The organism is Streptomyces sp. NBC_01618 (assembly GCF_045209435.1).
Taxonomy (GTDB): Bacteria; Actinomycetota; Actinomycetes; order Streptomycetales; family Streptomycetaceae; genus Streptomyces.
This window is the reverse complement of record NZ_CP109297.1, coordinates 4,499,408-4,515,813: the sequence shown is the minus strand read 5'-3', so window position 1 is coordinate 4,515,813 and position 16,406 is coordinate 4,499,408. Positions and strand designations below refer to the sequence as shown.

General features: G+C 71.4%; 12 protein-coding genes and 1 pseudogene. 6 read left to right on the top strand and 7 right to left on the bottom strand.

Going from position 1 to position 16,406, the window contains the following annotated elements:
• Positions 1–7: 7 nt before the first annotated feature.
• Positions 8–562 (top strand): annotated as a pseudogene (locus OH735_RS21030) (alpha/beta fold hydrolase); the annotation flags it as partial.
• Between the two features lie 174 nt (positions 563–736).
• Here OH735_RS21030 and thpR read toward each other — a convergent pair.
• Complete coding sequence (thpR, locus tag OH735_RS21025) at positions 737–1,309, bottom strand: RNA 2',3'-cyclic phosphodiesterase (RefSeq protein WP_406383054.1); 573 nt, start codon at positions 1,307–1,309, stop codon at positions 737–739.
• Between the two features lie 100 nt (positions 1,310–1,409).
• Between thpR and OH735_RS21020 the strand changes: the two genes are divergently transcribed.
• Positions 1,410–1,994, top strand: coding sequence for a Uma2 family endonuclease (locus OH735_RS21020; RefSeq protein ID WP_406383053.1), 585 nt, complete (start codon positions 1,410–1,412; stop codon positions 1,992–1,994).
• A gap of 78 nt (positions 1,995–2,072) precedes the next feature.
• On the opposite strand, the gene OH735_RS21015 is transcribed toward OH735_RS21020, so the two are convergent.
• Positions 2,073–3,407 (bottom strand): MFS transporter, encoded by a 1,335-nt coding sequence (locus OH735_RS21015; RefSeq protein ID WP_406383052.1) that lies wholly within the window; start codon positions 3,405–3,407, stop codon positions 2,073–2,075.
• Positions 3,408–3,490: 83 nt separating this feature from the next.
• A complete protein-coding gene (locus OH735_RS21010; RefSeq protein ID WP_406383051.1) occupies positions 3,491–3,931 on the bottom strand; it encodes a MarR family winged helix-turn-helix transcriptional regulator in 441 nt (146 codons plus the stop codon).
• 145 nt (positions 3,932–4,076) lie between these two features.
• Between OH735_RS21010 and OH735_RS21005 the strand changes: the two genes are divergently transcribed.
• Entirely contained in the window at positions 4,077–4,292 is a 216-nt protein-coding gene (locus tag OH735_RS21005) for a ribbon-helix-helix protein, CopG family (protein ID WP_406383050.1), read from the top strand.
• Positions 4,293–4,325: 33 nt separating this feature from the next.
• On the opposite strand, the gene OH735_RS21000 is transcribed toward OH735_RS21005, so the two are convergent.
• Positions 4,326–5,783, bottom strand: coding sequence for an NCS2 family permease (locus OH735_RS21000; RefSeq protein ID WP_406383049.1), 1,458 nt, complete (start codon positions 5,781–5,783; stop codon positions 4,326–4,328).
• 220 nt (positions 5,784–6,003) lie between these two features.
• Here OH735_RS21000 and OH735_RS20995 point away from each other — a divergent pair, with 220 nt between their 5' ends.
• Together OH735_RS20995 and OH735_RS20990 are read left to right on the top strand one after the other, a co-directional pair.
• Positions 6,004–6,321, top strand: coding sequence for a DUF2530 domain-containing protein (locus OH735_RS20995; protein WP_406383048.1), 318 nt, complete (start codon positions 6,004–6,006; stop codon positions 6,319–6,321).
• A gap of 161 nt (positions 6,322–6,482) precedes the next feature.
• On the top strand, positions 6,483–8,963 hold the full coding sequence (locus OH735_RS20990) for an HAD-IC family P-type ATPase (RefSeq protein WP_406383047.1): 2,481 nt from the start codon (positions 6,483–6,485) through the stop codon (positions 8,961–8,963).
• Between the two features lie 53 nt (positions 8,964–9,016).
• On the opposite strand, the gene OH735_RS20985 is transcribed toward OH735_RS20990, so the two are convergent.
• From OH735_RS20985 to OH735_RS20975, 3 genes are all read right to left on the bottom strand, one after another.
• Entirely contained in the window at positions 9,017–9,892 is an 876-nt protein-coding gene (locus OH735_RS20985) for a DUF5707 domain-containing protein (protein ID WP_406383046.1), read from the bottom strand.
• Positions 9,893–10,101: 209 nt separating this feature from the next.
• Positions 10,102–13,359, bottom strand: a complete 3,258-nt coding sequence (locus tag OH735_RS20980) for a sacsin N-terminal ATP-binding-like domain-containing protein (RefSeq protein WP_406386662.1) — start codon at positions 13,357–13,359, stop codon at positions 10,102–10,104.
• A 243-nt stretch (positions 13,360–13,602) separates the two neighbouring features.
• Positions 13,603–14,538 (bottom strand): DUF3027 domain-containing protein, encoded by a 936-nt coding sequence (locus OH735_RS20975; protein WP_406383045.1) that lies wholly within the window; start codon positions 14,536–14,538, stop codon positions 13,603–13,605.
• Positions 14,539–14,985: 447 nt separating this feature from the next.
• Between OH735_RS20975 and OH735_RS20970 the strand changes: the two genes are divergently transcribed.
• Complete coding sequence (locus OH735_RS20970) at positions 14,986–16,398, top strand: MFS transporter (protein WP_406383044.1); 1,413 nt, start codon at positions 14,986–14,988, stop codon at positions 16,396–16,398.
• Positions 16,399–16,406 lie beyond the last annotated feature (8 nt).

Below are 16,406 nucleotides of genomic sequence, written 5' to 3'. Positions count from 1 at the left end.
GTCGTAGGAAGAGCACGCCGACGCGGTGGCGGCGGCGCTGAAGGCGGCCGACGCGTACGACTCCGACGTGGTCGCACACAGCATGGGCGGCGCGGTGGCCATCGTGCTCGCGGCACGCCACCCGCACCTGGTGGCCCGGCTGGTGCTGGTCGACGCCAATCTGGACCCGGTCGCCCCCGACCCGACTCGGCCGCGCAGCAGCGGCCTCGCCCGGTACACGGAGGAGGAGTTCCTGGCCGGCGGCCTGGAGGAAGTACGCGACCGGGTGGGGCCCCACTGGTGGGCGACCATGCGCCTCGCGGGACCCGAGGCGCTGCACCGCAGTGCGGTGCATCTCGCCCGCGGGACGACGCCGACGATGCGCGAGCTACTTCTGAACCTGAAGATTCCGCGTACGTATCTGCGCCCCCTGGACAACGGACCGCTGCCCGGCGAGGAATCGCTGATCGAGAACGGGGTGCGGGTCGTGGCGGTCCCGGAGTGCGGGCACAACATCATGCTGGACAACCCGGAGGCGTTCGCCGAGCAGACGGCCCTGGCCCTCGGGGTCCGACGGGCCTAGGGCCGCTGCGGCGCCTGCGCCGACAGATCGGGCGTCTGCGGCACGGCCGCTGACGCCGGCCGTCACTGACCCACGGCGGCTGCCACGGCGACGACGACGAACATCAGCACGAGCACGGCCGCCATGATGCGGTTTCTGGTCTTCGGATCCACCCTTCGAGCGTAACCGGCGGTCTCAGTGGCCCAGCGACCAGGATCCGATCACCTCGTACCGCGGCCGCTCCCCGGCCACCCCGGTGACCGGCAGGTTGCTGCGCACGAGGGCGACCTCGCCGACCTCCCACGGGGTGCCCTCGAAACCTTCGAGGGCTGTGACGTAGGGGCGCAGGTCGGTCTCGGTGCGGCTGCGGGCGAGGGTGAGGTGCGCGCTGTAGTGGCGGTGCTCTTCCATCGGGACGCCGGAGCGGCGGGCGGCCGCGTCGGCGCGTTCGGCGAGGAGCCGCAGCGTGTCGAGTTCGCCCGCGGCCCCGACCCACAGCACCCGCCCACCGAACCGGCCGCCACTGTGGAGGCGCAGCGGGAAGGGCTCGGTGCGGTGGGCCGCCCGTGCGAGGCGCACCCGCAGCTCGGGCAGCAGCTCCTCGTCCACGGCCCCGAGGAACGCGAGCGTGAAGTGCCACCCCGGCTCCCCGGTCCAGCGCAGTCTCCCGGCCCCGGGAAGCGCGCGCAGCGGGTCGACGGCACGGCGCAGTTCCTGGAGGGCGTGGTCGGGCGGCAGAACGGCGACAAAGAGTCTGAGACTGCTCATGGGCCGAGTGTCGCACCGTAACGGCGTGTCTTCGTCTCCGTGCGTATCGTTGTACTACGCGGCTGCCCGCGCCCTTGCGGCAGCGGGGAGGAGCGGCACGATGACCGTCGTAGAGACCGACAGGATCGAGATGGCCGACAGCAGCGACGAGCGCACTCTGGACATGATGTTCGAGTGGCTTGAGCCCACCCCCGAGGGATTCAAGGTCGAGATCGTCGAGGGGAACATCTACATGTCGCCGCAGCGGGACACCCACTGGGAGGTCATCTTCGACATCGTCGAGCAACTGCGTGCCAGGTACCCGCGACAGCGGCTGAAGTCCGATGTGCGCATCGACTTCCCGGGCCGTCTCAACGGCTTCGCTTCCGATGTCGTCGCCCTGGCCGAGGACGCCACCAAAGACTCCAAGGGCCGCTGGCGCTACCAGGACATCGAGTTCGTGGCCGAGGTGATCTCCAAGGACACCGCCGCCAACGACTACGGGTCGAAGAAGGCCACGTACGCCACGGCCGGCGTACCCGTGTACGTCATCGTCGACCCGTACACCGGCACGTGGCACCTCCACACACTCCCGAAGGACGATGAGTACCGCAGCGTGCTGAGCCTCGACTTCGGCACCCCGATCGACCTCACCGCGACCCTTGTGGGCCTCACCCTGGAGACGGGCGAGTTCCCCCGCGACTGACACGTCCCCCGTACGCGACACGGGCCCCGGCCGGCAGACACCGGTCGGGGCCCGTGGCACGTGCTTTGCGGGCGGCCCTCAGGCCGCCGTGGCCAGTTCCTCGCGCGGGACGAACCGCACGTGCGGGCGCCCCGGGCGGAGGTCGACGCGGAGGCGGAGGCCGCCGACGCGGGCCAGCACGAGGCCGACGCCGACCGCTGCGACCAGCGAGAGCGCACCGCCGACCGCCATGCCCGTACGGACCCCGTAGGCGTCGCTGATCCAGCCGACGATCGGGGCGCCCACCGGCGTACCCCCGGCGAAGACCATCATGTACAGGCTCATGACGCGGCCGCGCATGGCCGGGTCGGCGGCCATCTGGACGCTCGTGTTCGCGCTGATGTTGGTCGTCAGGCCGATCATGCCGATCGGAACCAGCAGGATCGCGAAGAGCCAGACTGACGGCGACAGGGCGGCGATGATCTCCAGCAGTCCGAACGCGGTGCCCGCGGCCACCAGCATCCGCAGCCGCGAGGAGCGGCGGCGGGCGGCGAGCAGGGCGCCCGCGAGGGAGCCGGCCGCCATGAGGATGTTGAAGAACGAGTACATCCCGGCGCCGCCGTGGAAGATCTCGTCCGCGAAGGCCGTGAGCCAGATCGGGAAGTTGAACCCGAACGTGCCGACGAAGCCGACCAGGACGATCGGCCAGATGAGCTCGGGGCGGCCGGAGACGTAGCGCAGGCCCTCGCGCAGCTGGCCCTTGGCGCGGGGTACGACGGTGGCCTTGTGCAGCTCGCTCGTGCGCATCAGCATCAGGCCGACGAGCGGGGCGGCGAAGGACAGGCCGTTGAACATGAAGGCCCAGCCGCTGCCGACCGTGGTGATCAGGACACCGGCGACGGCGGGGCCGATGAGGCGGGCGGACTGGAAGTTCGCAGAGTTGAGGCTGACCGCGTTCCGCAGCTGGGCAGGGCCGACCATCTCGGAGACGAACGACTGGCGGGCCGGGTTGTCCACGACCGTCACCATGCCGAGCAGGAACGCTATGAGGTAGACGTGCCACACCTGGACGACACCGGAGAGCGTGAGCACCGCGAGGGCGATCCCGCACAGGCCGAGCGCCGCCTGGCTGACGAGAAGGAGCTTCCGCTTCGGGAGTCGGTCGGCGATGACGCCGCCGTACAGGCCGAAGAGAAGCATCGGGAGGAACTGGAGGGCCGTGGTGATGCCGACGGCGGTGGCGGATCCGGTGAGACTCAGGACGAGCCAGTCCTGCGTGATGCGGGACATCCAGGTACCGGTGTTGGAGATCACCGCGCCCGTGGCGAACAGGCGGTAGTTGCGGATCTTCAGCGACGAGAAGGTCCCGCCGGGCTTGCTCTCGTGGGTGGAAGTCGGTGCGGGGGCGGAGTCTGCTCCGGATCCCGTACTCAAAAGGGTTCGCCTCCTCGGGCGTACGAGTCGCTGACTGACGAAGGTGCGGGCGGCGCGCCGGTGGTCCGGGCGCGGCCGACCCGCTACAGGTGGGCGAGCTTCTCCAGCACGGGCGCCGCCTTGCGCAGCGTCTCCCACTCGTCCTCGTCCAGGCCCTCGGCGAGGGTGGCCAGCCAGGCGTTCCGCTTGGAGCGGCTCTCTTCGAGCATGGCTTCCGCCCGCTCGGTCTGGCTGACCACCTTCTGGCGACGGTCATCGGGGTGCGGTTCCAGTCTGACCAGCCCCTTCGCTTCCAGCAGCGCGACGATGCGTGTCATCGACGGAGGCTGTACATGCTCCTTGCGGGCCAGCTCACCCGGCGTGGCCGAGCCGCAGCGGGCGAGCGTGCCGAGCACCGACATCTCGGTGGGGCTCAGTGACTCGTCGACGCGCTGGTGCTTCAGGCGTCGGCCGAGCAGCATCACGGCTGAGCGGAGGGAGCTCACGGCGGCCGCACTGTCGCCGTCGTGGATCAGGTCAGGCATGTTTATTAGGGTACCTCATTACCTACCCTAAAGACCATTCGTGTTACACGCGCGAGGGGCAGACTGCTCAATCGATCACCCGAACGAGTGAGTCGAATCCGGAAAGTGACGCGAACCGACCTCCTGGGCCGTAACCCTGCTTGCCATGGGATCGACTGTGCTCAGCCTGCGGATAGACGGTGAGCTGCTCGACCGGCTCCGGCAGCATGCCGCCAAACGCGGAATGAGCGTCCAGGACTATGTGGTCCGGACGCTCATTCGCGATGACTTCGACGAGCGCTTCAAGGCGGCCGTCGACGAGACGGAGAAGTTCTACGGGTCGGAAGAGACCGCGGGGATCAGGGCGGAAGAGGTCACGTGAGCCTCGGGACCGCGCGGATCAGGACGGCAGCGGTCACGACGTGAGGCCGAGGGCCGGCATCGCATAGTAGAAGACGAAGACCGCGGACACCACGTACATGGCCACCGGCACCTCGCGCCAGCGCCCGGCCACGACCCGCAGCACGGAGAAGGCGATGAAGCCGATGCCGATGCCGTTGGTGATCGAGTACGTGAACGGCATCATCAGCATGGCCAGGAAGGCCGGGATGGCGAGCGTGTAGTCGCTCCAGTCGATGTCCCGCACCGAACCCGAGATGATCAGGAAGCCGACCGCCAGCAGCGCCGGGGTGGCCGCCTGCGACGGGACCATGGTCGCCAGCGGCGTCAGGAACAGCGCCACCGTGAACAGCACGCCCGTCACGATGCTCGCGAGGCCCGTGCGGGCACCCTCGCCGACACCCGCCGTGGACTCCACGAAGCAGGTGCCCGCGGAGGCGGAGGTCGCGCCGCCCGCGGCGACCGCGATGCCGTCGACGAACAGCACCTTGTTGATGCCGGGGAAGTTGCCGTCCTTGTCGGTCAGCTTCGCCTCGTCGCCGACACCGAGGATGGTGCCCATCGCGTCGAAGAAGCAGGACAGCAGCACGGTGAAGACGAACAGGATGCCGGTGAGCACACCGACCTTGCTGAAGCCGCCGAACAGACTGACGTGACCGATCAGACCGAAGTCCGGGGTGGCGACCGGGTTGCCCGGCCACTTCGGGACGGTCAGGCCCCATGCCTCGCCCGGCAGATCGGCGACCGCGTCGATGATCAGCGCGACGACCGTCATCGCGACGATCGAGATCAGGATGGCGCCCGGCACCTTGCGGACGAGCAGCGCGAGGGTGAGCAGCGCGCCGATGACGAAGACGAGGACCGGCCAGCCGGTGAGGTGACCATTGCTGCCGAGCTGGAGCGGCACGGTGGTGTGCGCGGCGTCCGGGATGCGGGAGACGAAGCCCGAGTCGACCAGGCCGATCAGCAGGATGAAGAGACCGATACCGATCGCGATGCCCTTGCGGAGCGACTTCGGTACGGCGTGCATCACGCGTTCGCGCAACCCGGTCGCGACCAGCAGCATGACCACGATGCCCGCGAGGACGACCATGCCCATGGCGTCCGGCCAGCTCATCCTGGGGGCGAGCTGGAGGGCCACGACGGTGTTGACGCCGAGGCCGGCGGCCAGCGCGATCGGCACGTTGCCGATGACGCCCATCAGGAGCGTGGAGAACGCGGCGGTCAGCACGGTCGCGGTGACCAGCTGGCCACTGTCGAGCTGGTGCCCGTACATGTCCTTCGCGCTGCCGAGAATGATCGGGTTCAGCACGATGATGTACGCCATTGCAAAGAACGTGGCGAATCCGCCGCGGATCTCGCGCGCGACCGACGACCCCCGCTCGGAGATCTTGAAGAAGCGATCCAGGCCGTTGTGCGGCTGAGGGCCCGAGGACTGCGTGGAATCGACCGAAGCGGTGGCCGAGGGGGACATGTAGGACCTCAGTCGTACGTAGGGGGGTTCAAAAGTGGTCAGCTTTGGACGTTCATACGAATAATTCGAGACAGTCGCAAGCAGATTCAGTATGAATACATAAGGCGAAGATCGCTATCTCCGCGCGTAGACCCCTGGGCCACCTGGGTCGGCAGCCTTTATGTATGCCGCCATTACGGGGTACGGGAGGGGGTCGCGGGGAGCCCCATACACTGAGGTCATGGCGAAGTGGACACCGAAGCACGAGGCACCCGAGCCCCTGGAGGGGCCCGTTGTCGCCACCATCACGGGCGGCACGATCCTCTGGTTCGTCCTCTTCCTGGTCCAGCTCCCGTTCTACGGCTGGCTCGACGACCACGGGTACGCGTGGTGGGTGTGGACCTGCCTGGCCGGCGCGGGGCTCGGCCTGATCGGCATCTGGTACGTACGGGGGCGGGACGCGGCGATCAAGCGGGCCGCGGCGGCCGCCGCCGAGGAGTCGGCCGGGACCTCGGCCTCGGGCACCGGGCCGGACGACCGGGGCACCTCGAACGCGTAACGCCACGCCTCCCACCAGGTGATCTGATCCGGGGCTGCGGGACACGGGGGCTCCGGGGCTCCGGGGCTCCGTACCCCCGTAGGACCATTCCCCTCCTCCCCCGGTCTGATCTTCGGACCCCCGGTGGGTGATTCGGATGTTCCCCCCGTACCGTCGGAACCATGACGCAGCGGGCACCCCATTCCTCCGGCGAGCAGCCCCCCGGGACTTCCGGTTCCGCCGACCGCCCCGGACCGGCCATGATCGACGCCGGGTCCGAGCTCGACCCGGTCCACCCCGTGAAGCTGCCGGCCCCGGCCGTGAACACCCGTGGGCTGACCGCGGCCGAGGTGGCCGAGCGGATCGCCCGGGGCGAGGTCAACGACGTACCCGTCCGCTCGTCGCGTTCCCTGAACGAGATCGTCCGCGCCAACGTCTTCACCCGGTTCAACCTGATCATCGGCGTGCTCTGGCTGATCATGCTGTTCGTCGCGCCGATCCAGGACAGCCTCTTCGGCTTCGTGATCATCGCCAACACCGGCATCGGCATCGTCCAGGAGTGGCGGGCCAAGAAGACCCTGGACGGCCTCGCGGTCATCGGCGAGGCGAAACCCACCGTGCGGCGCGACGGGATCTCGGCCGAGATCTCCACCTCCGAGATCGTCCTCGGCGACCTCGTCGAGCTGGGCCCGGGCGACAAGGTCGTCGTGGACGGCACGGTCGCCGAGGCCGACAGCCTGGAGATCGACGAGTCGCTGCTCACCGGCGAGGCCGATCCGGTGCTGAAGCAGCCCGGCGACCCCGTCATGTCCGGCAGCTTCGTCGTCGCGGGCGGTGGCTCGTTCGCCGCCACCAAGGTCGGCCGCGAGGCCTACGCCGCGCAGCTCGCCGAGGAGGCGTCCCGCTTCACCCTCGTCCAGTCCGAGCTGCGCGCCGGCATCTCCACCATCCTCAAGTACGTCACCTGGATGATGGTGCCGACCGCGATCGGCCTGATCATCAGCCAGCTCGCCGTCAAGAACAACGACTTCCAGGGGTCGGTCGCCCGGACCGTCGGCGGCATCGTCCCGATGATCCCGGAGGGCCTGGTGCTGCTCACCTCGGTCGCCTTCGCGATCGGGGTCGTACGGCTCGGCCGCAAGCAGTGCCTGGTGCAGGAGCTCCCCGCCATCGAGGGGCTGGCCCGCGTCGACGTCGTCTGCCTGGACAAGACCGGCACGCTCACCGAGGGCGGCATGGACGTCGCCGAGGTGCGGGCGCTGGGCGGGGCGGACGACGCGTACGTACGGCGCGTGCTGGGCGCCCTCGGCGCCTGTGACCCGCGGCCCAACGCCAGCCTTCAGGCCATCGTCGACGCCTACCCCGACGGCGAGGAGTGGCGGTGCACGCAGGCGCTGCCGTTCTCCTCGGCCCGCAAGTACAGCGGCGCCGCGTTCGACGAGGGCGGCGGCCGGGCCTCGGTCTGGCTGCTGGGCGCCCCCGATGTCCTGCTGCCCGAGCACGACCCGGCGCTCACCGAGATCGAGCAGCTCAACGAGCAGGGGCTGCGGGTGCTGCTGCTGGCTCGCGCGCAGGCCGAGCTCGAAGGGCCGGACGTCGCCGCCGGGGCCGTGCCGAGCGCGCTGGTCGTCCTGGAGCAGCGGCTGCGGCCCGACGCCGGCCGGACGCTGGCCTACTTCGCCGACCAGCGGGTCGCCGCGAAGGTCATCTCCGGCGACAACGCGGTCTCCGTCGGCGCGGTCGCCGGGAAGCTCGGCATGCCGGGCGCCGGAAACACCCTGGACGCGCGCCGGCTGCCCACCGACCCGGACGACATGGCCACGGCCATGGAGGAGAACGCGGTCTTCGGCCGGGTAACCCCGCAGCAGAAGCGGGACATGGTCGGCGCACTCCAGTCCCGCGGCCACACCGTCGCGATGACCGGCGACGGCGTCAACGACGTACTTGCGCTGAAGGACGCCGACATCGGCGTCGCCATGGGGTCGGGCTCCGAGGCGACCCGGGCCGTCGCCCAGATCGTGCTGCTCGACAACAGCTTCGCGACGCTGCCGTCCGTCGTCGCCGAGGGCCGCCGGGTGATCGGCAACATCACCCGGGTCGCCACCCTGTTCCTGACCAAGACGGTCTACTCGGTGCTGCTGGCGATCCTGGTGGTCTGCTTCCAGGTCGACTACCCGTTCCTGCCGCGCCATCTGACCCTGCTGTCGACGCTGACGATCGGTGTCCCGGCGTTCTTCCTGGCCCTCGCCCCCAACAAGGAACGGGCTCATCCGCACTTCGTGCGCCGCGTCATGCGGTACGCGATCCCGTCGGGCGTCATCGCGGCCGTCGCCACCTTCCTGACGTATCTGATCGCCCTGCACTACTACTCCGGTACGGGCGCGCTGGACGCGGAGACCAGCGTGGCGACACTCACGCTGTTCCTGATCTCGATGTGGGTCCTGGCGATCATCGCCCGTCCGTACACCTGGTGGCGGGTGTGTCTGGTGGCGGCGATGGCGCTGGCGTTCCTGATCGTGCTGGTGGTGCCGTGGCTGCAGGAGTTCTTCGCGCTGAAGCTGGTGGGAGCGGTGATGCCGTGGACCGCGGTGGGGATCGCGGTGGTGGCGGCGGCCGGCCTGGAGTGCGCCTGGCGGCTGGTCGGCCGCCGCTTCCCTGTGTAGTTCCCCGACTGCGTAGTTCCCCGGCTACGGGGCGACTACGGCCTGCTGCAGGTCTACTTCACGTCGACGAAGTCGCCCGCGGTCGTGACGGCCGGGGTGGTGGACGTACCGGCGAAGCTGTAACGCCAGTAGCCGTCGACCGACGCCTTGACGGTCGTCTTCAGGTTGCCCGTGCTGTTCGTCTTGATCGTCTTGATCGTGGTGTACGTGGAGCTGGTCTTCTTGCGGAACTGGAGCTTCACCGCCTGGCCGGTGTAGCCGTGGTACTTGTAGTCCTCCCAGTTCGCCCGCGACAGCTTTCCGGTGACCGTGATCGTGCCGCCCTTCTTCACCGGCTCCGGGGCCGCGTTGACCGTCAGCTTCGACGCCCGCTGCACCCGGGCGGTGCTGTAGGACTGGTTCTCGGCGGCGCTGGTCTCATCGCCGGAGAGCACGGCCACGGCGACCTTCCAGGTACCGGCCAGGGAGTTCTTGTACAGGTCGTAGCGCGGGTCGATCGTGAAGGTCAGCTTGCACGTGGAGGTCGTCGCGTTGACCTTGGTGCACTTGGCCACGTCCTCGTTCGGCACGACCGCCCCGTCCACGGTGTCCGGGGAGGACAGGTCCTTGCCGTGCCACAGGGCGACGAAGGCGTCGGAGATGCCGGAGGGGTGCGAGGCGGTGATCGAGGCGGAGACCGTCTTGGAGGCGGTGGTGCCCAGGACGATGCCCTTGCCGCCGTTGACGACGACCTTGGAGATGACGGGCTCGGACGTGGCCGCCGCACGGGCGGCCTTCGACGCGCCCTGCGGGGCGATGTCGAAGATCTCGGCCGCCGACGTCGGGATGTTCGGCAGGTTCGCGGCGTCATCCGCGTGGGCGGCCGGAACGGCCAGAGCGGACAGAGCCAGGGCGCCGGAAGCGGCTGCGACAGTGACACGAATACGCATGTGTTTCCCCAGTGGAGAAAGGGCCCCGCGAGTACGTGATGCGACTCGTGCGGGGCTCGTTCGGTCGGCGAGTCTGGTGACTCGTCAGACCAGACCTTTCGCGTACGTGAAGGGTTGTACAAGAAGGCGAACTTTCTGCGAAGATCCCGCCTCGCCCGCCCGTGGGTACCGCCGGGCGGGCGCCCCTGACCGCCGTTTTGGGCCCCGTCTCAGTCGAACCAGCGGTCCCGGGCCAGTTCCTCCGTACGGGACGGGTCCTCCAGCAGCGCCGCGACCTCGAAGCGGCGCGGCCACTGCCCCGCCGCCCAGGCCAGGCCCGCCGCGACGCCTTCCAGCGTGGCGGCGTGCACGGCCCCGTCGGGGGTGCGGCGCCAGTCCAGTTCGACGCCGCCCGCGCGCAGTTCACCGTGCTCGACGTACGTGTCCGGAGTCCGGGCGCCGAGCAGGACCCGTACCGGATCCGGTACGCGGTGCTCCTCGCCCTCCGTCGTCACCTCGGCCGCCACGGTCTCGGCGAGCCGCCGCACCTGGAACAGCTCGGCCAGATCGGGCGCGCGCGTCGGGGCGACCGGGAGCAGCGGGAGCCCGGTGGTCAGCGGCAGCAGATCCGGGGCGTCCGCGATCACGGCGTCCGCCGCGTCGACGACCCGGACCTCACCGTCGACCACGGCCCGCAACGCGTCGGGCAGCGTGACCTGTTCGGGGTCGAGATCGGCCAGCGCCGTGTACAGAGCGTGCAGTTGTACGGGGCCGACCTCGCGGTCCTCGTCGGCGAGCCGGCCGAGGAGTTCGGCGGCGCCGCCGGGCTCGTCGAGGAGGGCGGCCACGGAGGTCCGTACGCCGAGGGCGCGCAGCACCTGGGCGTCGTCGAAGCCGGTCGCGTCGGCCGATTCGTACAGTCCGGCCAGCCGCGGGTCGCCGGACGCCGCGCGCAGACCGGCCGGGCGGCGGCCGTCGATCACGGGGTGGTCGCGCAGCCACCAGGCCGTGTACGGGCGGACGGACCGGGTCGTGCCGTCGGGCAGCAGCACCCGCACGGGCTGGGTCAGCGCGTCGCGCAGCGGCGGCCGGGCGAGCAGGGCGAGCGCCTGCGGCCAGGCGTCGTCGTCGACGAGGTCCAGGTCGCGGACGGCGACGAGTTCGGTGGCGACCGGCGGCACGGCCCGCCCGCCGCCCGACCACCACCCCTCATCGTCACCGCTGCGCGGCGGCAGACTCAATTGCAGCTGGTCGAGGACGTCCTCGCACCACACGTCGACGGCGTCGAGCAGACCGGCGTCGTCGGGTTCGGCGAAGTCGCCCTCGCGGGGCTCCAGTTCGTCCGGGTCCAGGACGACGTCGGTGGCCCTCACAAGGGCGAACGTGGCGAGCACACCGCAGGCGGTGAGCGGCTGTTCGCCCCAGCGTTCGGCCAATTCCTGCTCGCAGAGCGCGAGTTCACCTTCCCGCATGATGGCCGCGAACGGGCTGCCGGGCAGCACGAGTTCACCCGCGGGGGCCGGCTCGCCGTCCTCGTCAAGGAGGGCGAGCGCACCGAGCCAGGGCTCGTCGCCGGGGGCCAGGTCGGCGTCCCGTACGAGGGTGAGGACGGTCTCGGCGAGCTCGTCGACGTCCAGCGCGTCCTCGTCCCAGATCTCGCCCGCGTCCAGCGATCCGGCGACGGCGGCCCGCACTTGAGGAGTCGTCAGCACGGCGCGCGGTGTGGCGGGCAGGGCGCCCAGCTTCTCCAGCAGCGGATGGGCGGCGTCCGGGTGCGCGACCTTCAGCCCGAGCCGGGCGAGCCGGCCGAGGACGGGTCCGGTGAGCGCGTCGGGGAGCGGGAGGAGGACCTGGCGAGGGCCGATGGTGGTGCGGGGCGCGGCCGGGACCTCCGATTCCGGTGTCTCCGGCTTCCCGGCCAGCGGGACGGGCAGGCCGGAAAGGCGGTCCGGGTCGATGCCGGACAGGCTGTCGTACAGCCGCCGCCACCAGCCGGGGTCGCGCTCGAGTCCGGCGAGCCGGTCGATCGCCTCGGTCAGCGGGACGCGGGCGATGCCGAGGGTGCGCAGTTCGCTGCGGCGCTCCAGCCCGGCGGGCAGCAGGCAGGGCAGGACCTCGGAGAGCACCCGTACGGTCTCGGCGCCGACGCCCTCCAGCACCTCGGCCTCGATGGGGCGCAGCGCGGTGGTGGCCGCCTCGCGGATGCCGTCCGGCTGCGCGTCCCAGGTGTCCCACCGGTCCGCTTCGGCCGCGGCGTCGCGCGGGGCGGCGGGCGCCAGGAACGCGACGCGCGGCAGCCGCGCCAGGATCGCGCCGCGCAGGGCGCCGTCCAGTTCGCCCTTGCCGAGCGGTCCGGGAACGAGGTCGATGGTGTCGACGGCCACCGGCTGCCAGCCGGCGAGCAGTTCGGCGTACGCGTCGGCCGCGCGCCGCACCAGGAAGTCGGTGAGCGGGCCGGGCGCGGGGTGGCGGCGGGTGGTGTCGAGCGGCAGCGACGCGATGAGCAGCGCGGGGATGCCGAGGGGTTCGTCGGTGGGGGTCGGCGCGTGGACGACGGGGACGGTGCGGGGGCGTACGGGGGCGCCTTCCGCGTCCACGGGGACGGCCCAGGTGACCGACCAGTGCGGGCGCAGCCGTTCCTCGCGGGGCCGGTCGGCGAGCAGGGCGGGCTCGACGGGGCCGTGGTGGGTGACGGTGCGCCAGCGGTGCGTACCGTGCGCGGAGTCCTCGACGTGGATGTACGGGCCGTGCTGCGAGCGGCGCAACGTCCGTACGGTGTCCGGGGTTTCGATCACGATCTCGTCGAGACCGCGCAGGGTCAGCAGGATGGCGTCGTCGACCGCGTCGAGCAGCCGGACCACGAGGTCCTCGGCGCCGCCGTCGCGCAGCGGGAGGACGACGACGGTGTCGTACCCGTCGGGTGCGGTGCCCTCGGCGGGCAGCGGGAGCCGCAGCAGGGGTACGTGGCCGTCGCGGCGGCGGAGCTCGTCGCCGAGGCCGGGGCTGGCGACGGCCGCGCGGGCGGCGAGGTCGCGGGCCTCGGCGAGGGACCAGCGGACGCCGCCGTGCCGGCCGACGACAGCGGGCTCGTCGCTCACCGCGAGCACGGCGGCGAACCCGACGCCGAACCTGCCGACGGCTCCCTCGTGGCCCTCGCGCTTGGCGGAGGCGCGCAGGGTGGAGAGCGATTCCACGCCGGTGGCGTCGAGGGGGGCGCCGGTGTTGGCGGCGGCGAGTACGGCGGGGACGTCCGCGGTCGCCGCGTGCAGGGTGAGGCGGAGCCGCCCGGGGACCTGGGCGCGGGCGGCGGCGTCGGCGGCGTTCTGGGCCAGCTCGACGACGAGGCGGTCGCGGTAGCCGCCGAGCGCGAGGTCCTCCTCGGCGTTGGCGTCCTCGCGGAATCTGGCGGGGCCGGCGCCCCAGGCGTCGAGCACACCGCGTCGCATCCGTGCGGTCCCGAACGGATCGGCCCCCTCGGTCGCATTCATGCTCACGCTCTGACTCCGCTCTTTCCGGTTACGCCTTGCCCGTGCCGCCAGTGTGCGCCTGAAGGTACCGGGTCCTCTCGCCGGGCGGGGGGCCATGTCTGCGGGGTCACCCATGGCGAGGCCGGACAGGCCGGGGTGTACGAAATCAAGCCCGTCCGGCGATTGAGGACGGAACCGGTTCGCGGGGCGGGCCCGCGGTCTGCGTCACCGGCCGCACCGGAGCGCCCGCGAACCCGCGCCCGGTCAGGAGTGGCCGAGATCCTCCGTCGGCGCGTCCGGCTCCGCCGGAACCGAGCCGGAGTCCCGCGCAGGCCGCAACGGATACTCGTCCACCTGCATCGTGTCCAGCGCGTGCGGCGCCGGCTTCGGCGGCTTCGGCATCACCGCCGCCTCCGAATGCCCACCGCACCCGTACGACAGCGACACCACGTGTCCGTCCGCCGGGCCGAACTCGTTCGCGCACACCCCGAACGCCTGCTTCAGCGACCCCGCCAACGGCACCAGGAACGCGCAGGTGACGCACGAGGCCGGCGCCGCCTGGGCCATCGGCGTCTTCGCGCCGAACCCCTCGTCCCACCGGTCGGCCGCCGTGTGCAGCCCGTACCGCGACAGGACCCGCGCCCGCCGCATGCCGAGCTCCTCGGCGACCGCCGCGATCGAGCCCCGGCTGGTCGTCGTGGGGCGCGTCGTCAGCTCCGCGTCCTCCGCGTCGACGAGGTCGGCCATCTCCCGGGAAACCTCAAAGACCGCGGAGTTCGGCGGCGGCTCGTCCTCGCCGGTGTAGCCGGGCTCCAGGCGGAGGTCGTCCGCCTCGGTGGGCAGCAGATCGCCGGGCCCCATGTCGCCGGGGCGCAGGCGCTCGCTCCACGGCACCCACTCGGGGGCGAGGAGCGCATCACTGCCGGGCAGCAGAACGGTCTCGTCGAGGGTGACGTTCTTCGCGCGGGACGCCCGGGCGACGGTCACCGCCCAGCGCCAGCCCCGGTAGCCGGGCTCCCGGCACTCGAAGAAATGTGTGACGACCCGGTCGCCCTCGGAGACCAGGCCCACATGCTCACCGACGACCCCCGGTGCGGCTGCTTCCTCGGCCGCCGCGCGCGCGAGGTCTACCGCCTCGGCGCACAGCCGGTCGAGGGCAGGGGTACGGGCCGTACGGCTTCGCGTCGTCGCAGCACTCACAGGTCTCGCTTCTCTCCTACGCCAGTCTCACGAGTGCGCCAGCACATCCATCGATTTCGGCCATGACGGCTGAGGGCGGAGCGGACCTGGGGGCCGCGTCGACGTCCACACCCGTTGTGCCTGCCTCGGGCGCACCTTCTGCAATCCATTCTGCGGGATCGCCGATAGGCGCGCGGCCGAGGACAACCGCCGGTGGCGCGCTACGCACGCTACCCTCTCCGCCGCCCCCCGCCCACCTGCCCGTCCGGAACAGGGTCGTATCCGGTGCCGTGCCCGGTGCGAAGACCGCCTCGCGGCCCGCACGCAGACGGGTCGGACGGCCGCCCGGACGACCAGCCGGTTCGAGCCCGGCGGGGCCGGGCGGAGCACTGACCCGACAGGGCGGCGTGCCCGGCGACCCGGACCGAAGCCGATTCGTCACCGCGGCGACTGGGGCACTATGTCGAAGTGACTTCCGCCAGGTCGCACAAGGATTCCGGCCCGCTCCGCAGGACGGGCCGGGCGATCGGTCATGCCCTGCACACCCCGTTCACCGGCACCGCGAAAGGCATCCGGAAGGCGACGCACGCCCACGGCGCCGGGGAGTCCGGGCTCGGCAAACTGATCGAACTGCACGCCGTGAACGGCGCGGGCGACGTGATGATCACGATCGCGCTCGCGTCGACGGTGTTCTTCTCCGTGCCGACGGACGAGGCCCGGGGCCGCGTCGCCCTCTACCTCGCCGTCACCATGGCGCCCTTCACCCTCCTCGCGCCCGTGATCGGCCCGCTCCTGGACCACCTGCCGCACGGCCGCCGCGCCGCGATGGCCGGTGCGATGCTGGCCCGCGCGGTGCTCGCGCTCACCATGTCGGGCGCGGTCGCCACCGGTGGCCTGGAGCTGTATCCGGCCGCACTGGGCGTCCTGGTCTCCTCGAAGGCGTACGGGGTGGTCCGCAGCGCCGTCGTGCCGCGCCTGCTGCCGCCGCGCTTCTCCCTGGTGAAGGCGAATTCCCGGGTCACCCTGGCCGGTCTCCTGGCGACCGGTGTCGCCGCCCCGATCGGCGCGGGGCTGCACACGATCGGGTCCCCCTGGCCGCTGTACGGGGCGTGCGTGATCTTCATCGGGGGGACCGTCCTCGCTTTCACGCTGCCGCGCACGGTCGACTCCGCGAAGGGCGAGCGCAAGGCCCGGCTGGTGCCGACGCACGGCGCGGCGGCCCCCCGGCCCGGGACGAAGCGGAACGGGAGGACGAGAGGCCGGGAGAAGAACGGCGAGAAACGGCCCGGGCTGCGGTCCGTGGGACCGTCCGTGCTGAACGGCCTCCAGGCCAACACCGCGCACCGCGCGCTCTCCGGCTTCCTCATCTTCTTCCTGGCGTTCCTGCTGCGCGAGCAGCCGCTCGCCGGGCAGAGCGCCGCCGTGTCGCTCGGCATCGTCGGCGTGGCGGCCGGTGCGGGAAACGCGCTCGGCACGGCGTTCGGCGCCTGGCTGAGGGACCGCGGCCCGGAGGTGATCGTCGCCTCCGTGCTGACCCTGGCGCTGGGGGTCGCCCTGCTCGCCGCGCTCTTCTTCAGCACCGTCATGGTCGCCGCGCTCAGCGCGACGGCGGGCTTCACCCAGGCCCTGTCGAAGCTCTCGCTGGACGCGATGATCCAGCGCGACGTGCCCGAGGAGGTACGGACCTCCGCGTTCGCCCGGTCGGAGACCGTGCTCCAGATGGCGTGGGTGGTCGGCGGCGGCATCGGCATCGCCCTCCCCCTCAACGGCGTACTGGGCATGTCGGTCGCCGCGGGCATCCTCACCCTGGGCGCGGCCACGTCCGTACGGGGGCTGCTGGTCGCCGCGCGGCGCGGCTCGCCGCACCCCCGCGTGGCGTGAGCCGGAGC